Origin of the sequence: Butyricicoccus sp. AM78-15b2TA (genome assembly GCF_027665985.1) — a bacterium.
GTDB lineage: Bacteria > Bacillota > Clostridia > Oscillospirales > Butyricicoccaceae > Agathobaculum > Agathobaculum butyriciproducens.
Window position 1 is genome coordinate 267 of the sequence record NZ_JAQEHY010000004.1, and the last position, 26,938, is coordinate 27,204.

Genomic DNA, 26,938 nt, shown 5'->3' on the forward strand with positions numbered 1-26,938 from the left:
TCTTGTTCTTGTAGTCATACCGGTTGTAGCCCAGCTGATCGTCCAGCTCGGCTTCCAGACCGTTTTCCATGAACTCCGCGATAGTGTCCTTGAACAGTTCCTGAATGTCATCCATGCTGCCTACATTCGCCAGCTGCAGCAGCTCACGAATTTTTTCGCGACGTGTGTTTTCTTCTGGGGTTCTTTTCCTTCTTGCCATTGTGATTACCTCCGTCATCCTGCTTCTATTCTACACCTTGTTGGAGGTTTACACAAAGTTTGGGATGGAGTCACAGCAGCGGATAAAAATTGGCAGTTCCGCCTAAATTTTAGGCAGCACTACCAATTTTTACTTTGCGATTTCGGTGATACTGCCAGATGCTCTGTGCTTGACATTAACCGATCCGTTGCGTTATAATTTTTATACGAAGTTATTTTAGCCGAATCGGGGGCGTAGCTCAGCTGGGAGAGCGTTTGACTGGCAGTCAAGAGGTCATGGGTTCGATCCCCACCGTCTCCACCAAATCAAGATAATCCGAACCTTTTTCCGGTAGGGAATGGGTTCGGATTTATCATTTATTTAGACGAGATAGTATAAAGTAAAACGGCGGCGGTATGTGTGGTACATACTGCCGCCGCTGTTATTTGGAATTATCCCCCTGTTTTTGCTGCTGTGTCAAGCTGGCCCCCCTCCTTTGAGGCACTATTGTATTGTCGATAGTTGATAATGTTCTTGACTGCCCCGGCTTCATCGGTGATGGAGATTGTTTTTTCGTAGGTGAGCGGTGCGCCGTGTACCAATGCTTGCGCTTCGGCTTCCGTTGTCTGCCATATTTCCGGCCTTTTCACACCCCGGCTTGCCCGGTACAGATTAAAGCCGGGCGGGTACAGGTGCAGCCGCGCCCCTTTGATAATTGCTTTCTTTTGGTGCCTGCCCTGTGTGTCCGTTATTTTCGCTTCTGCTATCTGCCCTTTGGCGTTTCCGGCGCGGAGCGCTTCCGATAATTCCATATCGCCCAGATATGCGGTCAGCTACAAGCCGGGGTTGTCAATTCCTTGCAGGCCTTTGGTCTTGGTGAATCCATGCCCCAAAATTCGCGCCATATCCGCATTAGGAATGTAAGGCGCTTTTTCCGGGAACAGAAAGAGGCAATGCAAATGCCATGCGCCCCGCCCTTGCGGTTCTGCCGCCGTGATATATTCCGCAGGGCGGTATTCATGCTTTTTGAGGTAATACCGAAATCGCTGCCAGAAACGGCGGAAATCTTCGTAGACGCGCCTTTCATCCCGCATGTTTTCTTTATATGTCAGCGTTACCCACAATGCCGTTTCCGGGGCTGTTAGATTGGCATTGATTAAGTCGCGCAGCTTGCGGAGCGATTGTGCAACACTGGCTTTGCTGTCTGCGCGGTTTGCTGAATGGCAGAACTCTTTGACTTCGCCAGTCCGCTTATCAACATACAAGTCGGCGTTTACCTTTTCAATGACAGCACATGGAGTTGAACGCATATAGCGAACTTCAATCACATTCCCGCATCGTTTGACCGTCACGGGCGTTTCCGCCGTGTCTGGCCGCACATCCAGGATTCTGTCAATGTTCATAAAATATCAAGTTAAGCCGCCTGCGGCGGCGGGCGGTTCGGCGGCTCTCGCGCTGCTTCGCCGCCCGCCCCGCCCAACACCAACGGCTCATTGCCTCTTGAATCGCCTCGTCCAAAGCATCCATGCTCTGCACCTCCGCAATTCTGATTTTCTCGATACCAACGCCATCAATATAAAGATGCCCCTCACGCTTGTTGCACTGTGTAATGGATTCTGCAAAATCATCCGGGAACAACATTCTCCGCCCCTCACAGCTGAGATTGCCAAGAGCAAGACAGCATTGAAAGTTATCTCTCGCCCCGGCAAAATAGGCAGCATCCGGCCTCTGGATTCCGACAATCGGAAAGAAGCGATATGCCCGCCCCAGCATGAGCAGCTCCGCGAGTTTTGCTTTTGTCTGTTCGGCGGTTTTCTTATCCAAAGACAGGAGAAAGCTGCCCCACTCATCAATGATAAGGTATTGGGGCACACCCGCTGTGCCGCTTTCCTACTGCTGCTTGAACGCCGCATAGCAATCTTCCAAGCCTTGCAGACAGTCTGTGTAACCGTAATATCTGGGTTTGTCCATAAGATTTCGAAAGTCGAATTGCTTGAAATCAAGCAGCCAAATTTTCGCGTCCGGCTGGAATCGTGCAATTTTTGCAAGCAGGATTTTTAGGGCAACGGTTTTCCCCGTACCCGTCGCGCCGACAATCAGCATATTGATTATGTGTTTGACATCAATGCTGCCGGAAGCCGAATCATCTGGTGTGAATAAGGCGGGGCGAATATATTTTTGTGGAAGAAAGAATAGAAGAGTATAGTTTATATTGCACCCGTACTCCATGCGGAAGATTCCACCCATTGTTACCTTTAGCCGCTCATAATGGCGGTCAAAATCCGGCAGCGACAGTCCTTTATTTCTGACTTTCAAAATCAAGCCATGCGGCTTGTCCTTATCCCGTTTGACGCTGATAAGCACAGGGTATTCGTTTTGCGCGTTGTGCAGGTCGCAGCGCCGCACAGCGCGGTCAAATCGCCGTTTCAAAAGCGGCGGTGTACGAATGACTTGAACAAGGCAGATAGCCACAGTCAAGACGAGGGCAAATATGACAGCAAACAAAGTAAAGTTTTCGTGGAAAATTAGATTTTTCACTTGCTCCATGTAAGATTCCTTTTCCGGGCAGACATAGGAAACCCTATGTCTGCCCTATATTTTTATTTGCTGTTAAGGGTAACGATCTGGGCGGTTTCCGCCGTAGCGGTCATGCCGATGCCGCCGCTGTTGCTTGAATAAAGGTTGACAACACAATCCGGGATTTGAACATAGATTAGGTTATTACTTACACAAGCTGCTTCAATGTCCTCGTCATGAAATTTTGGCAGCGGGTCATGCGAGTATCGGATAGTAAGCGGCGCAAAACGTGCACCTTGCAGCGCCACAGTCAGCTTAACCCCGATAGCTTCACTTGAACTGCGTTTTCCATCACTTCCGTATGGAAAATACTGGATTTTCCTGTAAGTACAGCGTAATCATACCCCGCATTGACTGCGGGAAGGTCTACTGAAAGCTTGTAGGGCATACTGTATGCTCCTTTCTCCCCGTCAAGCCGGATAGGACAGCTCTGTTTTATGATTTAGTTCATGACAATTTTCTGGGGAACTCCTTCCTCAAAGACAGCGGTTGCCCGTCATCGGTGGGAATAAGTTGGATTGTGGTGATTTTCTTCTGGGATATATGAGTTCTCCTTTCTGCACAACTGTGTAGCTATCACAGCAATGCGAAAAAGTTTAATTCAGCTAACGAGCCTCGCTGCAATACTATACTACCAAACGGATTTTTTGAACTCCATACCACAGAACATCTTTTGATTCGGTGTAGAATGTCCTGTATATGCATATATATGCTGAGCAACAAGAACAACAGCCCATGCAGTATTTAATACTGCATGGGCTGTTGTTCTTTCACTTTTCTATTAACAGGTCTAAGCTGACTTCCAGTGCTACAGAAATTCTATAAAAGGTATCCACGCTGAAATTGTAGGCAACCTTTTCACTCTCAATCTGTCGCATAAAGTCATGTGAGCGTCCGATTTGCTCTGCCAATTCCGCAGCCGTTAGGCCGCGCTGTTTACGATATTTTTTGATATTGCGCCGTATCGTATTATAAATATCCTCGTCGAATACAAGTTGTTTCATTTTGTGAGCCACCACCTAACGAAAGTGTACCCAAATTCGTTAGGAATGTATGTTAGGCAATGCCTCACAAATAGCGATTGCGCCAAAGAAAAATATATGGTAGACTACAAGTGGCCCACTTAACCAAAATTAGGAGGAAAGGAAAAATGAAAAAATTTTTATCCCTTGCACTTACATTAGTTTTTTGCTTTGGTCTATTTCCGGTTGTGACATATGCGGCAGATTCAGATTTTGTCATCGAAGATGTTTATGTCGAGGGGAAGGGTACATTTACTGATGTATTGGTAGCCTATAATGGACCGGGCGGAAATGTGGTTATCCCAGATGGAGTACAGTATGTCGGTTTAGGAATTGGTCTTAACGCCTCCGGTACAGGTGGCTATGTATTCGCAGGACGCAAAGATATTACTAGCGTAACAATTCCAAAGAGTGCAATTATTATAGGAAACGGTGCATTTGAGGGCTGTACTGCTCTCACCAACATAACAATTCCTGATAGTATAAAAGAAATTGGAAGTTTTGCGTTTTCCAATAGTGGTTTGACAAGTATAACAATCCCTGGCAGTGTTCAAAAAATCCATACATATGCATTTTCCGGTTGCACCAAATTGACCAATCTTACCCTGTCCGAAGGCGTAGGACTTATACGCGGAGACTCGTTTCGAGACTGCACTGGTTTAACAAGCGTATCATTCCCAAATAGTGCAACTGTTGAAGAAGGGGCATTTCAAAACTGTACCAGTTTGGCTCATGTAAATATTCCATCATCCGTTACTATTACCGGTAATCCGTTCAATAAAACGGCCTGGCGAGAGAAACAGGGAGCATGGCTGATTATAAACAACACGCTTCTTGAGTATGATCCATATGGTTTGTATCTTATTGGCGTTGATGAAGTAGAAACAGATAGTGTATCGTTTAACCCGAATATTGTAATACCTAATGGCGTCACAACATTGGGGTATGGATGGTGCCATGTCACTTGGGACGATATTAAGAGCATAAGCATACCGAATAGTGTAACAAAGATTGGATATGGTGCATTTTTTAGTGCGTTTAGCGGCGCGCCATGGGGCGTAAACACCATAAACCTTCCTGATAGTGTGACTGAAATTGAGTCTGACGCCTTTGCTTACAGTTACTTGGTCAGTCTGATACTGCCTGATAGCGTGACAGTTATCGGCGACACAGCGTTTCGAGAGTGCCAATATTTGAGCAGCATAACAATTCCCAACAGTGTGACTTCCATAGGTGATAGGACTTTCGAAGGGTCTCCCAATGTTACCATTCACGGCAGTTCCGGGAGTTATGCCGAAGCCTACGCAAAAAAGCATAACATACCGTTTGTTGCTGACATATCCCCAAAAGTAGGTGGTTTCAACGATGTAAAGGAAAGTGATTATTACGCTACCCCGGTTTTGTGGGCAGTCGATAAGGGTATCACAGCAGGAACATCTAAAACAACCTTTTCCCCGAATAGCACCTGCACCACGGCGCAGATTTTAACTTTCCTCTGGCGGTCACAGGGTTCGCCCGAACCGACTAGCAAGACGAACACATTCACCGACATAAAGGAAAGCGACTATTTTTATAAGGCCGCGTTGTGGGCGAAAGAAAATAATATCGTTTCCAGAGATAGCACTGTTTTCAATGGAAATACCCCTTGCACTCGCAGTTCGGCGGTTCTTTATATCTGGCGTGCGACAGGCTTCCCCGCTGCGACAAAAAGCAGCAGCTTTACCGATGTAGCCACTACAACGATTTATGCTCCCGCTGTTGATTGGGCGGTTGAACAAGGTGTGACAAGCGGCACAAGCAAAACGACATTCTCTCCCGATACCACTTGCACCCGCGCCCAGATTGTGACCTTCTTGTACCGGGCATTTTCTAAATAAGTCTTTGTTAGTTCAGAGGCGGTCAGAGTATTTATTCTGACCGCCTTGCTTTATTCTTCGTGTTGTCTACAACATTCATTTTGTGTGCCACTGTCGAACGAAAGTATTCCTCGATTTACCAAAGGCGTATGTTAGGTATAACCTCACATAAAATGATTGCGTCACTCAAAAATATATGTTAGACTACAAGTAGCAACCCCACTTCGCACAAATTAGGAGGAAAGAAAAATGAAAAAATTCCTATCCCTCGCACTCGCATTAGCACTCTGTTTCAGTTTGACTGTCCCCGCATTTGCCGCAAACAAAGCGGGAGACACCACCGTCACTGACAAATCTGGAAACATTTACACGCTTTCAAAACCCATCCTGTACACCATTCCTGTTTCGGATTTGGAAGCAATACAGGGCAGCAGCTACATTTTGAATCGAATCAAAGAGGAAACATCCGTTGTTTATGCGGTTTCTACCGGTACGGTTATTACGGCTCCAAATGGCGGCTGGATCGACTCTATGCTTGGCGTGTGGCTCACTCAGGAAGGCGATGCCTGCAAAGTCGATGAAGATGACGGCGGCGGCTACCCGTGGAAGTCTTTTGAGTACGAAGATGGTTCACAAGGTCTTTTAGCCGCGCACTTCTGCACATCGGGCGGCGCAATCGATGAATCGACTGGATATTTGACAAGCGATGCGGTCAATAACGGCATGATTGCTTTCTTTGTTCCATGGGACGAAACGGCGGGCAGTCCATTCACTTCAAAATCCACTCCGAGCACTCCGAGCAAACCCAGCACGCCCACCGGCCAGACCTTTACCGATGTAGCCGCCAACGCCTATTACGCGAACTCGGTGGCTTGGGCAGTCGATAAGGGTATCACAGCGGGAACATCTAAAACGACCTTCTCCCCGAATAGCACCTGCACCACGGCGCAGATTTTGACTTTCCTCTGGCGTTCACAGGGTTCACCCGAACCGACCAGCAAGACGAACATATTCACGGACATTAAGGAAAGCGACTATTTTTATAAAGCTGCGCAGTGGGCGAAAGAGAAGAATATCGTTTCCAAAGACAGCACGGTTTTTGGTGGAGATACGCCCTGCACCCGTAGTTCGGCGGTTCTGTATATTTGGCGTGCCGCTGGCTTCCCCGCTGCCACAAAATACCGATGTAGCTGCTACCACGATTTACGCGCCCGCTGTTGATTGGGCGGTTGAACAGGGCGTGACGAGCGGCACGAGCAAAACGACTTTCTCCCCCGATACCACTTGCACCCGCGCCCAGATCGTGACTTTCCTGTATCGGGCATTTTCTAAATAAACATTTATTGTTTCAGAGGCGGTCAGAGTAGTTATTCTGACCGCCTCTGTTTAAGCTATATTCGTGTTGACTGCAACCTAGCAACCAAAGGGGTTATTCTCCATTCCCCCGTCAAGTCGATAGGCTATCTCTGGTTTACGATTTATTCCATAACGACTTTCTGGGGAACTCCTTCCGCAAGAAAAATTGTTACAGCGCGGTTGTTTTCGACGCAGAATGCCGTAAATTCTGCATCTTCTGCGTTTCCATCTGCCAGTTTAGTTGTGGCTGCGCTATCAGCGTAGAGAATGAGCGTTCTCCCATCATCAGTGGGAATAAGTTGGATTGTGGTGATTTCCTTTTTATGTAGCATGAAGTAACTCCTTTCATCGTAGCTGTGTAGCTATCACAGCAATACGAGAAAAATTTAATTCAGCTAACGAGCCTCGCTGCAATGCTATACTACCAAATAACTTTTTTGAACTCCATACCACAGGGCATCTTTTAATTCGGTGTAAAATGTCCTACACATTGTAGCAATAATATTGTATGATAAAAAGTAACCTATATAGGAGGTCATTAACTATGAATTCTAACAAATCGCGCAAAAAAATCTTGAAGCAAAGTCATGGTGATAGAATACGCTTACTGCAAGATTTTGAGCATAAAACTCAAGAACAACTTGCGGAGATTCTTGGAGTTGGAAGCAAGACAATAAGCCGTATTGAAAATGGCGAGGGCATTTTATCTGGTGCAAGCGCAATAAAATTGTATTTGCTCTGGGGGTATCTTCCGGATTGGATATACGGAATATCCGAAATACCCAAGGATACAGAAAGTGTGTATCGTGTAGATATACGGAACATATTCGAAATTAAAAATGGAAAGGTCAATATTACAATTCCCAAATATTTGTTTGAACTCTTGGCTCGTAAAGATGAGGTTTTCAGTAGAATCGAAACTGATGAAAGCCAGCCGGCATTGCTTGAAGGAGTTTATAAGCAGATGCGAGCCTTGGTATATTCACACAATAAGAAGGAATTTTGTTGTGCAAGCATAGATACCGAACAATTTACAATTAGAGAAGATACTAAACAACAGTAACAATGGCCCTTGCAGCTTCGAATACTGCAATGGCTTTTTTGCGACATATATCATTCAAAAGCGGTCAGAGTATTTACTTTGACCGCCTCATTTTATGCTATATTCGTGTTGACTATTTAACTCATATATTGTATTATAAGAAAACAAGAAAGGAGTGTTAACCATGCAAGAGGTAGCGCAGCGGCTTAAATCTCTGCGAGAAAGTGTCGGCGTGTCACAGGCTAAATTGGCCGCGCTGATGGGCGCAACACAGGCCAGTGTGAACCGCTATGAAAACGGACAGTCCTCTCCGCCGCTAAAGATTTTGCGGTGGTATGCCGATTTCTTTGATGTTTCTTTGGATTACATTTTTGCCAGAACGAAGCAGCCGGAGGGAAAGCTATACGAGCATAAGCCGAAAGTGGTGGAAGCTATTACACAGGACAACAAGGAACTACGGCAGTTTGTCGATATGTGCTTTGACCCGGCTTCTCCGGTCAGTGAAAAATTACGGGAAACACTGACAAAGCTGTTGGAAGAACAGCGAAAATAAGGCGGGAGTTTCCCCTTGCGGAGAATATTCAAAAGATCTCCGCCCGTCAAGGTTAAAATGAACTGGCTGCGCCAGACCTTGACAAACGGAGATTTTTGAATGGCAGGACATCAAGGGAAACGCCCACCAGTGAGGCGGACAAGCCACCCACAGAGTAACGAAAGGTTGTGCAGATATGAAAGCTGTGATTTACGCCCGGTATTCCTCTGATAGTCAGCGCGAGGAAAGCATAGAGGGGCAGCTTCGGGAGTGCAAGGAATACGCCGAGCGCAACGGCATAACGGTGTTAAGCACCTATATTGACCGCGCATTGTCCGCGAAAACAGATAACCGCCCGGATTTCCAACGCATGATTAAGGACAGCGCAAACGGCCTGTTTGATATTGTACTTGTTTGGAAGCTAGATAGATTCGCCAGAAACCGCTATGACAGCGCCCACTACAAGGCCATTTTGAAGAAAAACGGCGTTAAGGTGGTATCGGCAAAGGAAGCTATCGCAGAGGACAGCACCGGAATTTTGTTGGAAAGTCTGTTAGAGGGGTACGCCGAGTTTTATTCCGTTGAACTGTCCGAGAAGATACACCGAGGGCAGAAAGAAAACGCCCTAAAGGGGTTGAACAACGGCGGCGGTATTCCGTTGGGGTATATGCTGATAAACGGTTGGCGGTTGACCCCATGACCGCGCCCGTGGTGTTGGAGATTTTTACCCGCTATGCCGATGGCGAAACCGTCCGTGCTATCGTGGAATCTCTCAATGAGCGAGGGTTGCAGACCAAGCACAACAAGCCGTACAGTTTAGGCAGCTTCAACGCCATCTTGAAAAACAGAAAGTACATAGGCGAGTATCGGTATCAAGATGTAGTTATTCCCGGCGGCGTTCCCGCTATTGTTCCGCAGGAACTATTTGACCGGGTACAAGCACGCATAGCACGGAACAAACGCGCCCCGGCTATGAGCAAAGCGGATGAAGCCTTTTTGCTGACAACGAAACTGTTTTGCGGCAAGTGCGGGCGGCTGATGGTAGGCGAAAGCGGTACAAGCCATACCGGGAAGAAGCACTACTATTACAAGTGCGGAAGCGCAAAGCGGAAAACCGGCTGCACCAAAAAGGCGGTTAAAAAAGACTGGATAGAAAATCTGGTGGTCGAGCGTACCATGCAAATGATATTTGATGATACAACGCTTAACGCAATCGCAAGTATGGTGCTTGATGTGCAAGCGCGGGAAAATACCTCTCTGCCCGTTCTAAAGGCACAGTTAGCGCAGACCGAGCAAGGCATACAAAATATGCTGAACGCCATTCAGCAGGGAATTTTCACCGTGTCTACAAAACAGCGGTTGGAGGAACTGGAAGCCACCAAGGATCGGTTGACGGTCAGCATCTTACAGGAAGAACTGCAAAAGCCGCATCTTAGCAAAGAACAGATTTTATTTTTCCTGCAACGCTTTCGCGCCATTGATACTACCAAGCAGGAGCAGCGGCAGCGCTTGATTGATAGCTTTGTCAATGCGGTTTATGTGTACGATGACAAAATCATTCTGACCTTTAACTATCAAGACGGAACGGAAACAATTACTTTGGACGATATAAACGGTTCGGATTTGGAAGCAAGCGCTCCACCATACAAAACAGGGACAAGAGATTTTACCTCTTGTCCCTGTTTTGTTCTATCTTACCCGGAAATACCAAACAGCTGTCTGCCGTTTTCGGTTGTAATCCGTTCAACCTCTGCGGCACTTATGCCCTTGATTTCCGCGATAGTCTCAGCCATGCGATGCACATACAGCGAGGAATTACGGCGGCCGCGAAACGGCTCGGGTGCCATGTAGGGCGAATCGGTCTCGATCATCAGTCGCTCAATCGGCACTTCACGAATGACTTCCTTCGCCTTTTTGGCATTTTTGAATGTGATAACACCGGTAAACGACAGATAATAGCCGAGTTTCAGCAGTTCGCGTGCCATTTCGACGTGACCGGCATAGCAGTGGTACACGCCGATCACATCCGGATACCGACGGGTGATCTCCATGCTGTCGGCGTGCGCATCGCGGTCATGCACGATGACAGGGAGATGCAGTGCACGCGCCAGCTCCATTTGGCGGGCAAATACAACCTGCTGCCGCGCACGCGCACGCTCGTCTTTTTCCCAGTAATAGTCAAGACCAATTTCGCCGATGGCGCGAACCTTGCTTTCGTTCTGTGCCAGTGCGCGGATGGTCTCCAGATCAGCCTCCCAGCCGTCCTCGATGTTCTCCGGGTGAATGCCGACCGCCGCATATACAAATGGATATTTATTCGCGTAGCTGACTGCCTTGCGCGAGCTTTCCACATCACAGCCGGGATTGAGAATCAGGCCGACATTGTTCTCGGGCATGGAAGCCAGCAGCGTATCGCGGTCCTCGTCGAACCGTTCATCGTCATAGTGTGCATGTGTATCAAAAAGCATAGTAAACCTTCCTCAAATCCAGCCGAAATGCCTGCAGGCGTTCCAAAGTCCGTCCTTATCCACGTCGGTTGTGATGTAATCCGCTTTCTCCTTGAGCGCGGCGCGGGCATTGCCCATCGCAATAGACAGCCATCCCTGACCGAACATGCAGATGTCGTTCATGCCGTCGCCAAACACCACAATATCCTCATCCGGAATGGATAAAAGCTGCTGAAAATAGCGAATCCCTCGCTGTTTTTCCTTCGGCTCAACGAAAATCACATGGGGATTGTACCGCACAAGCGGCAGACCGCCCGCGTCAATATGATTCTCTTCATCAGGCGTGCAGACGTAGTAAACCTTGTACAGATGCTCCAACCTGTGATAATCAAAATGCGGGTCCCACAGAACAGGGAAGTAGTTCTCCGGTGCATACGGAAGATAATTTTTATCCGTTGTTATACATAGTTTCTCGTTCTCCGGCGACACCGCCCACGGAATACCGGCCTGCTCGAGCCGCTCGATCAGCGCAATGCAGTCGGCCGTCGGCAGCGACTCCATCTCGACAATTTCGCCGTTGTGCGTTACGCTCCAGCCGCCGTCCGCTACAATGTCCGTGAAGCCGTAGCGCGCGGCAACGGCTGCCGCAGATGCCTGCAGCCGTCCGGTCGCAATGGCGGTAAAGTGGCCGTTCGCACGAAGCTGCGCCAGTGCCTTTACTGCGCTTTCCGGCATCATGGTGGTAAGACCGGTGGAAAGCGTGCCGTCAATGTCAAAAAAGAAGTATTTTTTGTGCATGTAAAACCCTCAAAACAGAGTGAAGAGTGGAGGGTGCAGAGAACATAAATCTCTACTCTTCACTCTCCACTCTGTTCTTAAGGCAACACCGCACAATTAAAGCGGCGGTGCTTTGCGGAAATTTTGTGTCCTGACTTTGTTGCAGTTTCACGGTAATACATCAAGTATTACCGCAAAACTGTGCCTCGTCAGTACGCAAAATTTACTCGTAAATCACTCTTGTTCAATTATGCGGTATTGCCTTAACTCTTTTGCTTAAAATAATCACAGAATCATAAACAGCGTGCCTGCCGCAATCAGAATGCCGCCGATCACACCCTTGACCGTCACGGTCTCGTGCAGGACAACAAACGCCAGAATCATCGTGATAACAACGCTCAGCTTGTCGATCGGAGCCACACGGCTGGCCTCTCCCATCTGCAGTGCCTTATAGTAAAACAGCCACGAGCCGCCGGTCGCCAGTCCGGACAGGGTAAGGAATACCCAGCTTTTGGCGCCGATTGCGCTTACGCCGCCCTGTTTTCCCAGCAGGAAGACCATGCCCCATGCCATCACGAGCACCACAGCGGTTCGGATAGCAGTAGCAAGCGTGCTGTCCACGTTTTCCACGCCGATTTTGGCTAAAATCGTTGTCAGTGCGGCAAATACCGCAGAGAGCAGCGCATAAATGATCCACATTGCATTTCGCCCTCTTGTCATAATTTTCGCTTCCTAAATTGTTGATTGTAGTGTGTGCGAAATTATACATGGGATAACACATCTGTTAACCCATTCGTAGGGCGGGCTGCCCTCAGCCCGCCGTTGCAACCGAGTGTTCCCGTTTATGTGCGGCGGGGTGAGAGCACCCCGCCCTGCGGAATCCGTTGTAAAGTGTGTTTATTTTAGCACAGTTTAGCGCCAGCCGGAATGCTGTCGTCCAGCATGAGCAGGTTGAGCTTTTCGTCCTTTTCGGCGGAGAGCAACATGCCGTTGGACTCCTGACCCATCATCTTGCGCGGCGGCAGGTTGGTAACGGCGACGACCGTCTTGCCGACCAGCTCCTCCGGCTTGTAATACTTGGCAATACCGGACAGAATCTGACGCGGCGTGCCCGAGCCGTCATCCAGCTGGAACTTGAGCAGCTTATTGCTCTTCTTGACGTTCTCGCATGCGAGTACCTTGCAGACCGTCATATCGACCTTGCAGAAATCGTCAAACGGGATATCCGGCAGGAACTCAACTGCGGGCTTCTGCTCTGCCTCGGCAGCCTTCTTTTCCTCCTCGATCTCAGCGAGCTTCTTCGGAATGTCGATGCGCTCGAACAGGATGAAGGCTTCGCCGACCGGCTGACCCGGCTGCATGCCGTCAAACGAGGTCAGGCTCTCAACACCCTTGTTTTCAACACCCAGCTGTGCGAAAATCTTGTCGGCGGTGTCCGGCAGATACGGCTTCAGCTCAACAGCGGCAAAGCGGATCGCTTCGAGCAGGTTGTACAGTACCGTGCCCAGACGCGCCTGCTTGCTCTCGTCCTTGGCGAGTGCCCACGGCATGGTCTCGTCGATATACTTGTTGGAGCGACGCAGCAGTGCAAATACCTCGTCGATGGCATCTGCAACGTGCAGGGTGTCCATCTTCTTCTCAACAGCCGCCGGCAGACCGAGTGCGACTGCCTTCAGCTCGTCGTCGAGTGCTTCCGGTGCGGTCGGCGCCGGAACAATACCGCCGAAATACTTCTTGGTCATGGCAATCGTGCGGTTGACCAGATTGCCGAGCACATTTGCCAGATCAGAGTTAATGCGCTCGCAGATCAGCTCGTAGGAGAGTACACCGTCATTTGCGAACGGCATCTCGTGCAGAACGTAGTAGCGGATGGCATCCACACCAAACAGGCGAACCAGATCGTCCGCATAGATAACGTTGCCGAGCGACTTGGACATCTTGCCGTCGCCGACCAGCAGCCACGGATGACCGAATACCTGCTTGGGCAGCGGCTCGCCAAGAGCCATCAGGAAGATCGGCCAGTAGATGGTGTGGAAGCGGATGATATCCTTGCCGATCAGGTGCACATCAGCCGGCCAGAACTTCTTGTAGTGCTCGTCGTGGTTGCCGTCCGGATCGTAGCCGCAGAAGGTGATATAGTTGGTAAGTGCATCCAGCCAAACGTAAACAACGTGGCCCGGGTCAAAGTCTACCGGAATGCCCCAGCTGAACGAGGTGCGGGAAACGCACAGGTCCTGCAGACCCGGCTTGAGGAAGTTGTTTACCATCTCGTTCTTGCGGCTCTCCGGCTGGATGAACTCGGGGTGCTCCTCGATGTGCTTCATCAGGCGGTCGGCGTACTTGCTCATGCGGAAGAAGTATGCCTCCTCCTCAGCGTCTACACACGGGCGGCCGCAGTCCGGGCAGCAGCCGTCCTTCAGCTGGCTTTCGGTCCAGAAGGACTCACACGGCTTGCAGTATTTGCCCTTGTACGCACCCTTGTAAATATCGCCCTGATCATACAGTTTTTTGAAGATCTTCTGCACCTTTTTCTCATGCATCGGGTCGGTGGTGCGGATGAATTTGTCATAGGTGGTGTTCATCAGATCCCAGATGGTCTTAACCTCACCGGCAACCTTGTCAACGTGCTGCTGCGGCGTAATGCCGGCTGCCTCGGCCTTCTCCTGAATCTTCTGACCATGCTCGTCCGTACCGGTCTGGAAGTAAACATCGTAACCGGTCATGCGCTTGTAGCGTGCGATAGCGTCGGCCAGCACGATCTCGTAGGTGTTGCCGATGTGCGGCTTCGCCGAGGTATAGGCGATCGCCGTCGAGATATAATAGGGTTTCTTGTCCATTCGTGTATTCTCTCCTTACATATATAAATATGTTTTATGCGTAACAGCGGGGAACAGGGAACAAAAAATCCTCCGTTCCTGCAATGGCCTGTATTTTGCCACTGCAAGGACGGAGGACAAACCTTCCGTGTTACCACCTTGCTTTACGCCTTCCTCGCGGAAAGGCGCCTCAGCGGGTAGGATGCTACCCATCGTCCTCGATAACGGCAGGATCTTGCCGCCGCAGCCTTGCCTACTATTATAAAGTAGGTTCGGTGCGAAGCTCCAAGACCATGTTCGGCAGTGCCCTCCGTGCTCCGCTTTCACCGCCCGGAACTCGCTTTGACGTACCTCACTGCGTACTCTTCTCTTCACTGCTTTTAACAGATGTGCTCAGGAAAACAGCGTTTTCCTGTATACAATGTTATTTTACTATATCGGGAAAGGTTTGTCAAATCTGTTTACGGTGCAGCATGGCCGGTCGTCGCAGCCTCAAGTAAAAAAAGTCTTGACAACAGTGGCTCAGAGGTCTAATATAAAACATATTGATAAAGGTGATGAACGGGTAAAGTAATTGTCACCCCTGTCCGCAGAGAGTTGCCGGTTGGTGTAAGGCAGCGTCAGGAAGCAGTGAAACTCGCCCGGGAGCTGTCCGCTGAAAGTCCTTCGGACCGGTAGGAGGGAACGGATACCCACCGTTACAGGGGAGCGCATTGTCAGATGTGCATAGAGTGGTCGCACCTACTGCGGCAACAAGAGTGGTACCGCGGAGCTTTCGCTTCGTCTCTTAATGATTGGATTAAGGGACGAAGCTTTTTTTGTCCCTGTAAGCCCGGTAAAATTCTGAATAGGAGAGGACAAGATACCATGGGAAGAACAGTTAAGATTTTTGATACGACGCTGCGTGACGGTGAGCAGTCTCCCGGCTGCAGCATGAACCTGAATGAGAAGATCGAGGTTGCAAAGCAGCTCGAAGCCCTCAAGGTTGATATCATTGAAGCAGGCTTTGCCGCTGCTTCGCCCGGCGATGCTGCTGCTATCGCAGCAATCGCTGATACTGTACGCGGCGCTACCATCTGCTCGCTGGCACGCTGCCGTGAGCAGGACATCGAGGCGGCATGGAACTCCATCCGCCGTGCAGAGTCTGCCCGCATTCACACCTTCCTGGCAACCAGCCCGGTACACATGGAGTACAAGCTGAAGATGACACCGGATGAGGTGCTGGAATCCGTAGCGCACAACGTTGCGTTCGCTAAGAAGTTCTGTTCGGACATCGAGTTCTCCGCTGAGGACGCAACCCGCTCCGACCTCGACTTCCTGTGCCGCGTTGTGGAAACCGCCATCAAGGCCGGTGCTACTACCATCAACATTCCGGATACCGTCGGCTACATGATTCCGCAGGAGTACGCATCCCGCATCAAGTATCTGCGTGAGCACACCGAGGGTATCGAGAACGTAATCCTGTCCTGCCACATGCACAACGACCTCGGCATGGCAGTTGCAAACTCTCTGGCAGGCGTTGAGGCCGGTATTGACCAGATCGAGTGCACCATCAACGGCATCGGCGAGCGCGCAGGCAACGCCTCGATGGAGGAGTGCGTTATGGCGCTCAAGACCCGTGCCGACCACTTTGGCATCGGCTGCAACATCGAAACCACCCAGATCTACCGCGCAAGCCGCATGATCCAGACCATTACCGGCGTTGCTGTTGCACCGACCAAGCCGATCATCGGTGCAAATGCGTTCGCACACGAGGCAGGCATCCACCAGCACGGCGTAATGGCCAACAAGGAAACCTACGAGATCATGACTCCGGAATCCGTCGGTATCCCGAAGAACGCGATCGTGCTCGGCAAGCATTCCGGCCGTCACGCCTTCGAGGAGCGTCTGCATGAGCTGGGTTACACGCTCGACCATGAGAAGCTCGAAAAGGCATTCGAGAAGTTCAAGGTTCTGGCCGACAAAAAGAAGGTCATCAAGGACCGCGACCTCGAGGGTCTGATCGGTGCTGTTCCGGTTTCCGGCGAGGAGCGCTATACGCTCGACCGCTTTGTTATCAACTCTGGCAACACCATTACCTCTACCGCTGTTATCCGTGTCAAGAAGGGCGACGAGATGTTCGAGCGCGCTGCCGCTTCCGACGGCCCGATCAACGCATCGTTCCATGCAATCGACAAGATCATCGGCAAGGAAATCGTTCTGGAGGACTACTCGCTGCGCGCACTGACCGACGGCGAGGACGCACAGAGCGAGGCTATTGTCAAGATCCGCGTAGACGGCAGCAACGAGGTTGTTACCGGCCGCGGCGTATCGGTTGACGTTATGGAGGCGTCCATCAAGGCGTACATCAACGGCATTAACAAGTATTTTAACGACTAATTCAGCAGGAGGAACGCTGTTATGGGTATGACAATGACGCAGAAGATCCTCGCAAAGCATGCGGGTCTGGAAAGCGTAACGGCAGGTCAGCTGATCGAGGCAAACGTAGATCTCACGCTGGCAAACGATATCACCGGTCCGGTTGCCATCCGAGAGATGGAGAAGGCGGGCTTCGACAAGGTGTTCGACAACACTAAGATCGCGCTCGTAATGGACCATTTTGCACCGAATAAGGACATCAAGTCCGCCGAGCAGTGCCTCGAGTGCCGCGAGTTCTCCAGGAAGTACAATATCGTCAACTTTTTCGATGTTGGCGCAATGGGCATCGAGCACGCGCTGCTGCCGGAAAAAGGTCTGACCGCTCCCGGTGAGCTCATCATCGGCGCGGACAGCCACACCTGCACCTACGGCGCACTGGGCGCATTCTCCACCGGCGTCGGTTCTACCGATCTCGCGGCGGGCATGGCGACCGGCAAGGCGTGGTTCAAGGTGCCGAGCGCCATCAAGTTTGTGCTCACCAGCAAGCTGAACCCGTGGGTATCCGGCAAGGACGTCATCCTGCACATCATCGGCAAGATCGGCGTGGACGGCGCGCTGTACAAGTCGATGGAGTTCGTCGGCGAGGGTGCACACGCGCTGTCCATGGATGACCGCTTCACCATCTGCAACATGGCGATCGAGGCCGGTGCGAAGAACGGCATCTTCCCGGTAGACGACAAGACGATGGACTACATCAAGGGCCGCGTAAACCGCGAGGTTATCGCATTCGAGGCTGACGCTGACGCCGAGTACGAGCAGACCATCGAGATCGACCTGTCTGCACTCCGTCCGACCATCGCGTGCCCACACCTGCCGGAGAACACCAAGACCATTGACGACCTCGGCCATATTGAGGTTCAGCAGTCGGTCATCGGTTCCTGCACCAACGGCCGCATCGACGATATGCGCGTTGCAGCCGAAATCCTCAAGGGCCGCAAGGTAAATCCGAATGTGCGCACCATCATCATCCCCGCGACACAGGAAGTTTACCTGCAGTGCATCGAGGAGGGTCTGACCAAGATCTTCATTCAGGCTGGCGCTATCGTTTCCACACCGACCTGCGGCCCGTGCCTCGGCGGTCATATGGGTATCCTGGCGCACGGTGAGAAGGCGGTTTCCACCACCAACCGCAACTTTGTAGGCCGTATGGGTCATATCACCTCGGAAATTTATCTGGCAAGCCCGGCCGTCGCTGCCGCAAGTGCGGTAGCAGGCTATATCTGCGCACCGGACGACCTGAAGTAAGGGAGGAAACACATACTATGAACGCAAAAGGCAAGGTTTTCAAGTACGGCGATAATGTCGATACCGACGTTATCATCCCCGCACGTTATCTGAATATCGCAGACCCGAAGGAGCTGTCCACCCACGCCATGGAGGACATCGACGCGGATTTCGTCAAAAATATGCACCCGGGCGACATCGTTGTTGCGACCCGAAACTTCGGCTGCGGCTCCTCCCGTGAGCACGCACCGCTTGTTCTCCGTGAGAACGGCGTTTCCTGCGTTATCGCGTCCTCGTTCGCGCGTATCTTCTACCGCAACGCTATCAATATCGGTCTGCCCATCCTCGAGTGCGAGGCAGCGGCGAACGGCATCGACGCGGGCGACGAGGTAGAGGTCAACTTCGACACCGGCGTTATCACCGACGTTACCAAGGGCGAGAGCTGGCAGGCAGCCGCTTTCCCGCCGTTTATCCAGAACATCATCAAGGCGGGCGGCCTGCTCAAGTCGCTCAAGGAGAGAGAGGCATAATCCCATGGAATACAATATTGCTGTTGTCAAGGGCGATGGCATCGGTCCGGAAATCGTATCCGAGGCTATGCTCGTGCTCGATAAGGTCGGCGAGAAGTTCGGCCACAAGTTTGGTTTTCAGGAGGTCCTCGCAGGCGGCTGCTCGATCGACAAGAACGGCATTCCGCTGACCGATGAGACCATCGAGATCTGCAAGAATGCGGATTCCGTGCTGCTCGGCGCGGTAGGCGGCCCGAAGTGGGACGATGTGCCGAGCGCTAAGCGTCCGGAAAAGGCGCTGCTCGGTCTGCGCGCCGCACTGGGCCTGTTCGTCAACCTGCGCCCGGCGCAGATGCACAAGGCACTCGCGGATGCGTGCCCGATCAAGCCCGAGATTATCGGCGACGGCTTCGATATCCTCGTTTGCCGCGAGCTGACCGGTGACGTTTACTTCGGCAAGCACTATCGCCGCGAGAGCGACAAGGGCTGGGGCGAGACCGGCGCGGACGACATGAACTACTCGGTTTATGAGGTAGAGCGCATCGGCCGCCGTGCTTTTGAGATGGCGATGAAGCGCAATAAGAAGGTCTGCTCGGTAGACAAGGCAAATGTACTCGAAACCAGCCGCGTATGGCGCGAAACCATGCACCGCATCAAGGACGAGTACCCGGAGGTTGAGTACACCGATATGTACGTTGACAACTGCGCGATGCAGCTCGTCCGCAATCCGGGTCAGTTTGACGTTATCGTAACCGGCAACCTGTTCGGCGATATTTTGTCCGATGAGGCTTCCATGATCACCGGCTCTATCGGTATGCTGCCGTCCGCCTCTATGAACGAGAGCGGCAAGGGTATGTACGAGCCGATCCACGGCTCCGCGCCGGACATCGCGGGCAAGGGCATCGCGAACCCGATCGCGACCATCCTGTCGTGCGCGATGATGCTGCGCTACTCCTTCGGTCTGAAGGACGAGGCAGACGCCATCGAAACCGCTGTTGAGAATGTCCTCAACGCAGGCCACCGCACCGCGGACATCGCCGCAAAGGGTGAGAAGGTACTGTCCACCTCCGAGATGGGTGCACTGATCCGCGAACAGCTTTAATTGTGCGGTGTTGCCTTAAGAATAATCAGGAATGAGTAATCTGTAATTACTCCGTGAATTTTTCCTATCAAGAAACCCGGTTGCGATTAGGCTGCAACCGGGTTTTTCGATAGTCTTGCGGCTTCGTTTTTTGAAGCCGTTTTTGTTATATGGAGAATCGGCTTTACGCGTTCTCACTGTTTCTCTCGCTCTTGGCATAGCTCTTGAACGAGTGGATAACGATCGTCAGACCGAGTACGATCAGCAGTACCGCAAGGATAAGCTGCAGACCGTTTGCGATGAATACCGCTCCCCAAGTGGTCTCACCGGCCGGAATAGCCGTTGAGGCGGCAGCAGAGATCGCCTTTACCATAGCGAGGAAACGCTGCACCAGCGCGGTGAAGGTAACACACAGCATGATGATCAGCGGCGGGAAGATCATCTTGTTGCTGCGGCCGGTAACCTTGAGGAATACGCAGAGCGTGATGAGCACCAGAGCGCTCAGCAGCTGGTTGGCCGAACCGAACAGCGGCCAGATATTGGCATAGCCGATCTTGGTGAGCAGGAAACCAAATGCCAGCGTGATAACCGTGGAGAAATATACGTTGCAGAACAGCTTGCGCCAGCCCTCGGCATGCTCCATGTCATCGACGGAGAACAGCTCCTGAAAGCTCATACGGCCGATACGCGCAACCGCATCCAGACTGGTCAGCGCCAGTGCGGAAACACACATGGTCATAAATGCAGTAGCAACATAAACCGGAACGCCGAACATCTCGAAGAAGCCTGCGACACCGCTGCTGAATACCTGGAACGGCGTGCCCGCTGCCGGCGTACCGTCAGCTGCTGCAGCAGCACCGGCAACGCACAGTGCCAGAACAGCCAGCAGGCTTTCCAGCACCATTGCGCCATAGCCAACCTTGGGCATGTCCTTTTCGTTCTCGATGGTCTTGGAGGACGTACCCGAGGAAACCAGACTGTGGAAACCGGAAACCGCACCGCATGCAACGGTTACAAACAGGATCGGGAACATCGTGCCGAGCTTCTCATTGGTAAAACCGGTGAATACCGGCAGGTTCATAGTCGGATGTGCAACAACCAGACCGACGACTGCACCTGCGATCATGCAGATGAACATGAAGGTGGTCATGTAGTCGCGCGGCTGCTTGAGCAGCCACATCGGAAGGACAGCGGCAAAGAAGATATAAACGAAGGTGATATAGCTCCATGCTGCCTTGCCGAAGATAAGCGGGCAGTTCATGCCGATTGCAAAGGAGGCAACGATGCACACAATGCCGACAACGGCTTCCTTCCAGCCGGTCAGGTTAAACTTTTTCTGGATAAGACCGAGCACAACCGCGAATACCATAAACATGATGGAGATCATGCCTGCTGCACCGTTGGTGGTTGCGGTAGCAGCCAGCTCGGTAACGCCTGCGTCAGTGACAGTGTAGGCGTTGAATGTGCCCGCAACCATATCTGCGAATGCCGCAACAACGATGCAGCAGAAAATCCACGAGAAAATCAGGAACAGCTTGCGGCCGGTTTTGCCGATGTACTTCTCAATCAGCATACCCATCGACTTGCCCTTGTTCTTAACCGAAGCGTACAGCGCGCCGAAGTCGGCTACCGCGCCGAAGAATACGCCGCCGATCAGCACCCACAGCAGTACCGGCAGCCAGCCGAACGCCGCAGCCTGAATTGCGCCGGTTACAGGGCCTGCACCCGCGATGGAGGAGAACTGGTGACTGAATACCGTCCAGCCGTTGGTCGGCACAAAGTCCTTGCCGTCATTAAATTCAACGGCAGGCGTCTTGGCTTTCGGGTCGATACCCCATTTGTTCGCCAGCCAGCGTCCGTAGAAAACGTACGCGCCGAACAGAACAACAGCCGCGATCAGCACGATTACAAGTGTGTTCATGTTTTTTCGTCTCTTTCTTGAAATGATTTGCGATTCCGCAGCCAAAGACGCAAAAAAGCCTTCGTCCATGCAGGAGGATCACGAAGATGATCCTGCAAAGACGAAGGCATATACATTGCTATTGCTGTATTTACTTCCGCGTTACCACTTTGCTTGCCGACAGTACGCTGCCGACCTCTCATTGCCGCCCGGTACCGCATTCTTCCGGAGGGCTTTTCCTGTTAACGGTGGATATCCGGCCTCGACTACTCGGCATTGCCTTTGATCGAAGCTGCTCGCAGGGGATAGCGAACCCGTGCCTTGCTGCCGTCTTGCACGACCGACGGCTTTCTGTGAGCGGTGATACGGATACGTCATGTCCTGTTCAAAGCATTTGGCTACTGAACGATTCGTATGATAGACCTCTTTTTGCCGTTTGTCAACCGGACAGGAGACGAAAAATGCAATTTTGGCAACACCTGCAAATCAGGCAGTATTGATAAATAAAAATTTGTTTATTTTTTAACGGCGTATCAGATACAGCAAGATTCTATACTTGACAAATGCATTTTACACGGCTTATACTGATATTATGTAAAAGACAAGCAAGGGTGCTGTGATGAGCGGCTGAGAGGGCGAGAAACCCAACCTTTTGAACCTGTTGGTTAATGCCATTGTAGGGAAGCTGTCGCATTGCTGGGATTGAGTGCTTCGGTTTTGCCGCAGGGTGAAAACGAGGCGTTTTTTTATTTTCCCGGCAGCGATGATAAAATTGGAGGGAACAGGAATGAAAACAGTGCTTACTATTGCCGGTTCGGACTGCTCCGGCGGTGCAGGTGTACAGGCCGATCTGAAAACCATGGCGGCACACGGCGTGTTCGGCATGAGCGTTATCGTATCAGTCGTAGCGGAAAACACCGCACGCGTGATCGACATTCAGGACATCAGTCCCCGGATGATCGAGGAGCAGATTGACGCGGTGTTTGAAGACATCGTGCCGGATGCGGTTAAAATCGGCATGCTGTCCTCGCCGGAGTGCATGAAGGCGGTAGCCGGCAAGCTGGCACAGTACAAGCCGGCGCACATTGTGATTGATCCGGTGATGTTCGCTAAAAACGGTGATCCGCTGATGGATCCGGCGTCTGTCGGCGCACTTATTGAGACCGTGCTGCCGTTTGCCGAGGTGCTGACACCGAACGTACCGGAGGCGCAGTATCTGGCAGATATGGAAATCCGCACGCCGGAGGACATGGAGGAGGCGGCACGCCGCATCTATGCCAAGGGCTGCAGAAACGTGCTAGTCAAGGGCGGCAAGAACATCGCGGGCGCGGTGGATGTACTGTTTGACGGCGAGACCTGTCACCGCATTGAGATTGAGCAGATCGACACCACCAGCACGCATGGCACGGGCTGCACGCTGTCCTCTGCGATCGCATCCAATCTGGCGCTCGGCCACAGTGTACCCGAGGCGGTGAAGCTGGCTAAGGAGTATGTCACCGATGCCATCCGCCATGCGCCCGGTCTGGGACATGGCTGCGGTCCGCTGGGCCATTTTTGCCGTATTTTTTCGGAGGAGTAAGAGAAAATGAAGAAAAGTTCTATCCGTAAACTGACAATCGCAGGTGTTCTGGTCGCGGTAGCAGTCGTTGGCAGCCTGTTTTCCATTCCGGTGCTCGGCGCGAAGTGCTCGCCGGTGCAGCATATGGTGAATGTGCTCGGCGCTGTTCTGCTTGGACCGTGGTACGCACTTGGCATGGGCTTTGCAGCAGCACTGATTCGCAATGTGCTCGGCTTGGGAAGTCTGCTGGCGTTCCCGGGTTCGATGATCGGTGCGCTGCTGTGTGGTCTGGCCTACAAGGCCTGCCCGAAGCTGCCGGTCGCTTACATCGGTGAGGTATTCGGCACCGGCATTCTCGGCGGTCTGGCTTCCTACCCGATTGCCGCATTCGTGATGGGCAATACCAAGGCAGCTCTGTTCACCTTTGTGCCGTCCTTCCTCGTGTCCACTGCGGTAGGTGCCGCAATTTCTGTTCTGGTGCTGAGTGCCCTCAAGCGCACGCATGTTCTCAGCACACTGGAAGGTGCTAAGCATTGATCGAAACCATTAAAACCGTTCTCGAAAATACACAGAACCGCACACCGATGGTGCATTCCATCACCAATAATGTTACCATCAACGATTGCGCGAATATCATCCTTGCGGCAGGCGGCACGGCCATTATGGCGCAGGATGAGCGCGAGGTCGAGGAGATTACCTCGCACGCGCAGGCGCTTGTACTCAACATGGGTGCTGTCCGCGCGCAGGAGGCCATGCTGCGTGCAGCCAAGATTGCCAGGCGAAACGGCAATCCGGTCGTACTCGATCCGGTAGCCGCCGGTGCCAGCACGCTCCGGCGTGAAATGTGTTCCCGTCTGTTAAGTGAAAATCTTGTTTCGGTCATTCGCGGCAATGCATCCGAAGTGCGGGCGCTCGCCGCAGGAGCCGAGCAGGAAACCGGCGTGGAAGCCAGTGCGCTCGACAGCGTGACCGAGGACAATTTACAGGAATCCGCAGCGTGGCTGCGGTCGTTCAGCCGCCGGACCGGAGCTGTTGTCATGCTCACCGGCGCGATGGATGTAATTACCGATGGAACCCGTACCGCAGTGGTGCGCGGTGGCAGTGCGTATCTGCGGCGGATCACCGGCGCGGGCTGTATGCTCACTTCGCTGACCGGCGTATACTGCGGTGCGAATCCAGATACATTGTTAGAAGCCGCAGTCACGGCATCGGAGGTGATGAAGCATTGCGGAGAAACAGCCGAGGCGCGTGTGCGTAAAGAGATGGAGGGCACCGCTTCCTTTCGTACGCGCCTGATCGACGCGGTAAGTCTGCTGAACGCGGACGAGCTGACGCCGAACCTCTGTTTGCAGATTCTGTAAGCAGGAAAAGTGCTGCCGGCAGAATTTTGCCGTCAGTCTTAGGAAAATCATCAACATACTTTCATTGGGGGTACCACCTTGAACAACAAAACCACCGAAAGACTGCTTGCCGCAACGCAGGACATCTGGGAAGGCTATCTGAACCATCCGTTTGTCCACGGTATTGCCGACGGCAGCCTCGACATTCAAAAATTTCGTTTTTATCTTCTGCAGGATTATGTTTATCTGTTTGATTACGCAAAGGTATTCGCGCAGGGCGTTGTCAAGTCCCGTGATCCCGAGATCATGCGCGTGTTCGCAACCTCGGTGGCGAATATTCTCGGCGGCGAGATGAACATTCACCGCGGCTACATGGGCCGTCTCGGCATCACCGAGGAGGATGCAGAGCGCGTCAAGCCATCGCTGAATAACGAGTCTTACACCTCATACATGCGCGCTGTTGCGGCCGAGGAAGGTCCGGCGGAGATCATGGCGGCTGTGCTTTCGTGTGCACTCAGCTATGAATACATCGCCAAGTGGATCGTCGCCAACTACCCGAACGCCGATCAGCATGAGTTCTACGGTGAGTGGGTACAGGGCTACGCATCCGAGGACTATGCGGCAGAAAACCGCAAGCTGGTCGCTTATATGGAGCGCCTGAGTGAGGGCTATACCGAGCCGCAGCTTGCGCGTCTGACCGATATTTTCGTCGCATGCTCGCGCTACGAGGGCATGTTCTGGGACATGGTCTGGAACGAGGCGATGTAAGCCATGCTGGAGTTTCAGAGCGTCGTTTTTCAGTACGACAGTGAGGATTTTAACATCATCGACGGTCTGTCCTTCCATCTTGAGAAGGGAGAATTTGTGTCGGTCATCGGGCCGTCCGGCTGCGGCAAATCCACCATTTTCCGCCTGACCAACCAGCTTCTGCCGCGCAAGAGCGGTGAAATTCTGGTGGACGGCAAGAGCATCGACGGACGGCGCGGCTACTGCGGCTACATGCCGCAGCGCGACCTGCTGTTTCCGTGGCGCACGGTGAACGAAAACCTGCGTCTGCCGATGGAAATTCGCGGCGGCATTTCCCGCGCGGAGATGGACAAGCGTGCAGCGGAAACGCTTGAGCACGTCGGTCTGGCTGGCTGGGGCGACAAGCGCCCGGAGGAGCTTTCCGGCGGTATGCGTCAGCGTGCGGCATTCGCGCGTACGCTGCTGACCGGCTCGGAACTGCTGCTGCTCGATGAACCTTTTTCCGCGCTCGACTTTCTCACGCGCATCACTATGCAGGAGTGGCTGCTCGACCAGTGGGAGCAGGACAGCAAGACCGTCCTGTTCATCACGCACGATGTGGAGGAGGCCATCTTCCTCTCCGGCCGCGTATTGGTCGTGGAGGATACGCCGATCCGCAAGCTGCACTCGTTTGAAGTGCCTGCGCCGTATCCGCGCACGCGTGCGTGCCTGACCGATCCGAAGATGCTCGAGCTGAGAGAAAATCTGATTTCGCTGCTCAGAAAAGAGGTGCAGGCATGAAAAAGAATGCAAATCTGCCCGCACTGATCTTTATGTTCGCGCTGCTCATCGTCTGGCAGTGCATAGCCATGGGCATGAATGCGGCCTACATTCTGCCGTCGCCGACACAGGTGCTTGTGCGCCTGTGGGAGCTGCGCAAGCCGCTGTTCACCGCACATCTGCCGGCCACCATGCTGTGTACCGGAGTCGGCCTTGCGATCTCGATCGCGCTCGGTCTGCTGCTCGCCATCGTAATGGACGCGAGTCCGTCGGCGGAGAAAATGCTGTATCCGCTCATCGTCGCTTCACAGACCATTCCGACGACTGCACTTGCGCCGCTGTTTGTGCTCTGGTTCGGCTACACGATCTGGAGCAAAGTGCTCGTTACCGTGCTCATCACGTTTTTCCCGATCGCGATGACCGTGTTTGACGGTTTCCGCTCAGCGAAGACCGATATGATCGATATGCTCAAGACCTTCGGCGCAGGCAAGAAGGAGATTTTCCTCAAGCTGAAGATCCCGGCAGCGCTGCCGTACTTTTTCTCGGCGCTCAAAATGGCGATCCCGATGTCGATCATCGGCGCTGCGATCGGTGAGTGGTTGGGCGCACAGGCGGGTCTCGGCTATTTCAGCCGCCGCATGATGACGCAACTGGACGGCGCAGGCGTGTTTGCACCGATTGTACTGTTGAGCGTGGTTGCGATGATCTCAGTAGGTATTATAAGCTGGCTGGAAAAGAAGATCATCACCTGGCGCAGCAGTTTATAATCTTGATAACACAATTTTAAGAAAACGAAATT

The 26,938-nt window shown here is 52.3% G+C and carries 29 protein-coding genes, 1 tRNA gene, 2 pseudogenes and 1 other annotated feature; of the genes and pseudogenes, 18 read left to right on the forward strand and 14 right to left on the reverse strand.

Annotation, left to right across the window (positions count from 1 at the left end):
• Window positions 1-199 (reverse strand): annotated as a pseudogene (locus PGS25_RS05060) (IS256 family transposase); the annotation flags it as partial.
• A 227-nt stretch (window positions 200-426) separates the two neighbouring features.
• On the opposite strand from PGS25_RS05060, the gene PGS25_RS05065 reads away from it, so the two are divergent.
• A tRNA-Ala gene (locus PGS25_RS05065) sits at window positions 427-502 on the forward strand.
• Window positions 503-630: 128 nt separating this feature from the next.
• Here the strand turns inward: PGS25_RS05065 and PGS25_RS05070 are convergent.
• From PGS25_RS05070 to PGS25_RS05100, 7 genes are all read right to left on the reverse strand, one after another.
• Window positions 631-990: a hypothetical protein gene (locus PGS25_RS05070; RefSeq protein ID WP_270417886.1), complete on the reverse strand. Its 360-nt coding sequence runs from the start codon at window positions 988-990 to the stop codon at window positions 631-633.
• Window positions 991-1,011: 21 nt separating this feature from the next.
• Window positions 1,012-1,530, reverse strand: coding sequence for a rolling circle replication-associated protein (locus PGS25_RS05075; protein ID WP_270417887.1), 519 nt, complete (start codon window positions 1,528-1,530; stop codon window positions 1,012-1,014).
• 40 nt (window positions 1,531-1,570) lie between these two features.
• Entirely contained in the window at window positions 1,571-2,002 is a 432-nt protein-coding gene (locus tag PGS25_RS05080; RefSeq protein ID WP_270417888.1) for a hypothetical protein, read from the reverse strand.
• Between the two features lie 66 nt (window positions 2,003-2,068).
• Entirely contained in the window at window positions 2,069-2,725 is a 657-nt protein-coding gene (locus tag PGS25_RS05085) for an FtsK/SpoIIIE domain-containing protein (RefSeq protein ID WP_270417889.1), read from the reverse strand.
• A 53-nt stretch (window positions 2,726-2,778) separates the two neighbouring features.
• Window positions 2,779-3,003, reverse strand: a complete 225-nt coding sequence (locus PGS25_RS05090; RefSeq protein WP_270417890.1) for a hypothetical protein — start codon at window positions 3,001-3,003, stop codon at window positions 2,779-2,781.
• Window positions 3,004-3,005: 2 nt separating this feature from the next.
• Window positions 3,006-3,143 (reverse strand): hypothetical protein, encoded by a 138-nt coding sequence (locus PGS25_RS05095; RefSeq protein ID WP_270417891.1) that lies wholly within the window; start codon window positions 3,141-3,143, stop codon window positions 3,006-3,008.
• Between the two features lie 382 nt (window positions 3,144-3,525).
• Window positions 3,526-3,759, reverse strand: coding sequence for a helix-turn-helix domain-containing protein (locus tag PGS25_RS05100; RefSeq protein ID WP_270417892.1), 234 nt, complete (start codon window positions 3,757-3,759; stop codon window positions 3,526-3,528).
• Between the two features lie 146 nt (window positions 3,760-3,905).
• Here PGS25_RS05100 and PGS25_RS05105 point away from each other — a divergent pair, with 146 nt between their 5' ends.
• From PGS25_RS05105 to PGS25_RS15720, 3 genes are all read left to right on the forward strand, one after another.
• The gene (locus PGS25_RS05105; protein ID WP_270417893.1) at window positions 3,906-5,654 is read left to right on the forward strand and encodes a leucine-rich repeat protein; all 1,749 of its coding nucleotides are present in this window, start codon (window positions 3,906-3,908) and stop codon (window positions 5,652-5,654) included.
• Between the two features lie 228 nt (window positions 5,655-5,882).
• Window positions 5,883-6,854 (forward strand): S-layer homology domain-containing protein, encoded by a 972-nt coding sequence (locus PGS25_RS05110; protein WP_270417894.1) that lies wholly within the window; start codon window positions 5,883-5,885, stop codon window positions 6,852-6,854.
• Window positions 6,784-6,969: an S-layer homology domain-containing protein gene (locus PGS25_RS15720; RefSeq protein ID WP_442865237.1), complete on the forward strand. Its 186-nt coding sequence runs from the start codon at window positions 6,784-6,786 to the stop codon at window positions 6,967-6,969. Before PGS25_RS05110 ends, PGS25_RS15720 begins: the two co-directional genes overlap by 71 nt.
• Before the next feature lie 142 nt (window positions 6,970-7,111).
• On the opposite strand, the gene PGS25_RS05115 is transcribed toward PGS25_RS15720, so the two are convergent.
• The gene (locus PGS25_RS05115) at window positions 7,112-7,321 is read right to left on the reverse strand and encodes a hypothetical protein (RefSeq protein WP_270417895.1); all 210 of its coding nucleotides are present in this window, start codon (window positions 7,319-7,321) and stop codon (window positions 7,112-7,114) included.
• A 212-nt stretch (window positions 7,322-7,533) separates the two neighbouring features.
• On the opposite strand from PGS25_RS05115, the gene PGS25_RS05120 reads away from it, so the two are divergent.
• From PGS25_RS05120 to PGS25_RS05135, 4 genes and pseudogenes are all read left to right on the forward strand, one after another.
• Window positions 7,534-8,052, forward strand: a complete 519-nt coding sequence (locus tag PGS25_RS05120) for a helix-turn-helix transcriptional regulator (protein WP_270417896.1) — start codon at window positions 7,534-7,536, stop codon at window positions 8,050-8,052.
• Window positions 8,053-8,215: 163 nt separating this feature from the next.
• Window positions 8,216-8,584, forward strand: coding sequence for a helix-turn-helix domain-containing protein (locus tag PGS25_RS05125; protein ID WP_270417897.1), 369 nt, complete (start codon window positions 8,216-8,218; stop codon window positions 8,582-8,584).
• Window positions 8,585-8,759: 175 nt separating this feature from the next.
• A complete protein-coding gene (locus PGS25_RS05130) occupies window positions 8,760-9,263 on the forward strand; it encodes a recombinase family protein (RefSeq protein ID WP_270417898.1) in 504 nt (167 codons plus the stop codon).
• Window positions 9,260-9,673, forward strand: a pseudogene (locus tag PGS25_RS05135) (recombinase family protein); the annotation flags it as partial. The gene PGS25_RS05130 and the pseudogene PGS25_RS05135, both read left to right, overlap by 4 nt.
• 584 nt (window positions 9,674-10,257) lie before the next feature.
• On the opposite strand, the gene PGS25_RS05140 reads toward PGS25_RS05135, so the two are convergent.
• The 4 genes from PGS25_RS05140 to metG form a co-directional block, all read right to left on the reverse strand.
• Window positions 10,258-11,031 (reverse strand): TatD family hydrolase, encoded by a 774-nt coding sequence (locus PGS25_RS05140; RefSeq protein WP_110436818.1) that lies wholly within the window; start codon window positions 11,029-11,031, stop codon window positions 10,258-10,260.
• Between the two features lie 12 nt (window positions 11,032-11,043).
• The gene (locus PGS25_RS05145) at window positions 11,044-11,808 is read right to left on the reverse strand and encodes an HAD hydrolase family protein (protein ID WP_270417899.1); all 765 of its coding nucleotides are present in this window, start codon (window positions 11,806-11,808) and stop codon (window positions 11,044-11,046) included.
• A 264-nt stretch (window positions 11,809-12,072) separates the two neighbouring features.
• Window positions 12,073-12,486, reverse strand: a complete 414-nt coding sequence (locus PGS25_RS05150) for an EamA family transporter (protein ID WP_117488099.1) — start codon at window positions 12,484-12,486, stop codon at window positions 12,073-12,075.
• A gap of 203 nt (window positions 12,487-12,689) precedes the next feature.
• Entirely contained in the window at window positions 12,690-14,624 is a 1,935-nt protein-coding gene (gene metG, locus PGS25_RS05155) for a methionine--tRNA ligase (RefSeq protein ID WP_270417900.1), read from the reverse strand.
• Between the two features lie 527 nt (window positions 14,625-15,151).
• Window positions 15,152-15,394: a binding site (T-box leader), on the forward strand.
• 76 nt (window positions 15,395-15,470) lie between these two features.
• On the opposite strand from metG, the gene PGS25_RS05160 reads away from it, so the two are divergent.
• From PGS25_RS05160 to leuB, 4 genes are read left to right on the forward strand one after another with little or no spacing between them, the layout of a single operon-like run.
• Window positions 15,471-16,982 carry a 2-isopropylmalate synthase gene (locus PGS25_RS05160; RefSeq protein ID WP_118359336.1) on the forward strand — a complete coding sequence of 504 codons (1,512 nt, stop codon included), beginning with the start codon at window positions 15,471-15,473 and terminating at the stop codon, window positions 16,980-16,982.
• A 21-nt stretch (window positions 16,983-17,003) separates the two neighbouring features.
• A complete protein-coding gene (leuC, locus tag PGS25_RS05165) occupies window positions 17,004-18,266 on the forward strand; it encodes a 3-isopropylmalate dehydratase large subunit (RefSeq protein WP_270417901.1) in 1,263 nt (420 codons plus the stop codon).
• 17 nt (window positions 18,267-18,283) lie between these two features.
• Window positions 18,284-18,775: a 3-isopropylmalate dehydratase small subunit gene (locus PGS25_RS05170; RefSeq protein ID WP_117488093.1), complete on the forward strand. Its 492-nt coding sequence runs from the start codon at window positions 18,284-18,286 to the stop codon at window positions 18,773-18,775.
• Window positions 18,776-18,779: 4 nt separating this feature from the next.
• Window positions 18,780-19,856: a 3-isopropylmalate dehydrogenase gene (leuB, locus tag PGS25_RS05175; RefSeq protein WP_118285757.1), complete on the forward strand. Its 1,077-nt coding sequence runs from the start codon at window positions 18,780-18,782 to the stop codon at window positions 19,854-19,856.
• Window positions 19,857-20,019: 163 nt separating this feature from the next.
• Here the strand turns inward: leuB and PGS25_RS05180 are convergent, their stop codons facing one another.
• Window positions 20,020-21,756 carry a carbon starvation CstA family protein gene (locus PGS25_RS05180; protein ID WP_195385599.1) on the reverse strand — a complete coding sequence of 579 codons (1,737 nt, stop codon included), beginning with the start codon at window positions 21,754-21,756 and terminating at the stop codon, window positions 20,020-20,022.
• A 766-nt stretch (window positions 21,757-22,522) separates the two neighbouring features.
• Between PGS25_RS05180 and thiD the strand changes: the two genes are divergently transcribed.
• The 6 genes from thiD to PGS25_RS05210 all read left to right on the forward strand — a co-directional run bounded on the left by thiD (window position 22,523) and on the right by PGS25_RS05210 (window position 26,906).
• Window positions 22,523-23,314: a bifunctional hydroxymethylpyrimidine kinase/phosphomethylpyrimidine kinase gene (thiD, locus tag PGS25_RS05185; protein ID WP_118480029.1), complete on the forward strand. Its 792-nt coding sequence runs from the start codon at window positions 22,523-22,525 to the stop codon at window positions 23,312-23,314.
• Between the two features lie 6 nt (window positions 23,315-23,320).
• Window positions 23,321-23,830, forward strand: coding sequence for an energy coupling factor transporter S component ThiW (gene thiW / locus PGS25_RS05190; protein WP_118480031.1), 510 nt, complete (start codon window positions 23,321-23,323; stop codon window positions 23,828-23,830).
• On the forward strand, window positions 23,827-24,654 hold the full coding sequence (gene thiM, locus PGS25_RS05195; RefSeq protein WP_243022916.1) for a hydroxyethylthiazole kinase: 828 nt from the start codon (window positions 23,827-23,829) through the stop codon (window positions 24,652-24,654). Before thiW ends, thiM begins: the two co-directional genes overlap by 4 nt.
• A 78-nt stretch (window positions 24,655-24,732) precedes the next feature.
• Window positions 24,733-25,401 (forward strand): thiaminase II, encoded by a 669-nt coding sequence (gene tenA, locus PGS25_RS05200; protein ID WP_270417902.1) that lies wholly within the window; start codon window positions 24,733-24,735, stop codon window positions 25,399-25,401.
• Window positions 25,402-25,404: 3 nt separating this feature from the next.
• Complete coding sequence (locus tag PGS25_RS05205; protein WP_270417903.1) at window positions 25,405-26,160, forward strand: ABC transporter ATP-binding protein; 756 nt, start codon at window positions 25,405-25,407, stop codon at window positions 26,158-26,160.
• Complete coding sequence (locus PGS25_RS05210) at window positions 26,157-26,906, forward strand: ABC transporter permease (RefSeq protein ID WP_270417904.1); 750 nt, start codon at window positions 26,157-26,159, stop codon at window positions 26,904-26,906. The genes PGS25_RS05205 and PGS25_RS05210 overlap by 4 nt, the downstream gene beginning before the upstream one ends.
• The last annotated feature ends 32 nt before the right edge of the window (window positions 26,907-26,938 follow it).